The organism is Plebeiibacterium marinum (genome assembly GCF_026013615.1).
Taxonomy (GTDB): Bacteria; Bacteroidota; Bacteroidia; order Bacteroidales; family Marinilabiliaceae; genus Saccharicrinis; species Saccharicrinis marinus_A.
Window position 1 is genome coordinate 1 of the sequence record NZ_JAPDPI010000115.1, and the last position, 1,212, is coordinate 1,212.

Sequence of the window (1,212 nt, forward strand, 5' to 3'; positions counted from 1 at the left end):
TTTAGTACATGACAAAACTATAAACAATTGAAAATCATCAAATTAAGTATGTGATTTTCTTGTTTAAAACCTTGATATTCAGTATCTTACAAAAGATTCCTACATCATTTTGTAATGCATACGAATACCAAGGTAGACAGTAAAAATACTCAATTATTTGAGTTGTTCAAGGCAACAACCAATTGGCACAAGGCAAGGATTAAATGCTTGCTCATTATTATCAATAGTATGATAAAATTCCAAACCGTTTCATATGTAAAACTTGCTCAAGGTTTTAGTTCTAGTGTAGAGCATGAATCAAGCCTACGACGAGTGCAACGGTTTTTTGCTGAATTTTCCTTTGATCCACTGATATTTACACGTTTAATTTATAGTTTATTGCCAGATGAGCCTCCATATATGCTTAGCATGGACAGAACCAATTGGAAGTTTGGCAAAACCGATATCAACATACTGATGCTGAGCGTTTGTTACAAAGGAGTTTCTATTCCATTGATATGGAAACTCCTTCCCAAAAGAGGGAATTCCAATGCCTTGGAGCGAAAAGAGGTATTGGACACATACGTTCAGTTCTTTGGTACCCAAAACATTAAAGCTTTTATGGCGGATAGGGAATTTATAGGCGAAGAATGGTTTGAAAATCTTATTCGTCAAAATATTCCATTTTACATTCGTATCCGGAACAATATGATGGTGCATCGTCATGGTAAAACTCCTATAAAAGCCTTTTGGCTGTTCAACAATATGAAAATTGGGTATTACAAACATTGTGATAAACTCTATTATCTAGGTAAGAATCTGGTATACTTATCTGGAGCAAAATCCTTTAATAAAATCACTGGCAAAGTGGAATTTACCATTATTGCTTCGTTTAACCAATATGATCAGGCTTTGATTAATTATAAAGAGCGATGGCAGATCGAAACCATGTTTAGAGCCATGAAATCCAGTGGCTTTAACCTTGAAGACACCCATTTAACAGACTTGGATCGCATTGCTAAACTTTTGGCTGTTGTATCAATTGCTTTTGTTTGGGCATATTTAGCAGGGATTGACAAACATGAGAACATTAAGCCGATCAGGGTAAAAAAACATGGTAGAAGGGCTTATAGTTTCTTTAAATATGGTTTAATCAGAATGGCTCATGCATTAAGTAATCCCATTAACAACAATGATTTAGATGAATGTTATAAAGTTTTGTCATGTACTTAG

General features: G+C 34.3%; 1 protein-coding gene. It reads left to right on the forward strand.

The features are described from left to right. Window positions 1-114 precede the first annotated feature (114 nt). Entirely contained in the window at window positions 115-1,212 is a 1,098-nt protein-coding gene (locus OM074_RS21100; protein WP_301202697.1) for an IS4 family transposase, read from the forward strand.

Coding starts and splice junctions, on each gene's coding strand:
- OM074_RS21100 (WP_301202697.1), top strand. CDS start 115: ATGCATACGAATACCAAGGTAGACAGTAAAAATACTCAATTATTTGAG.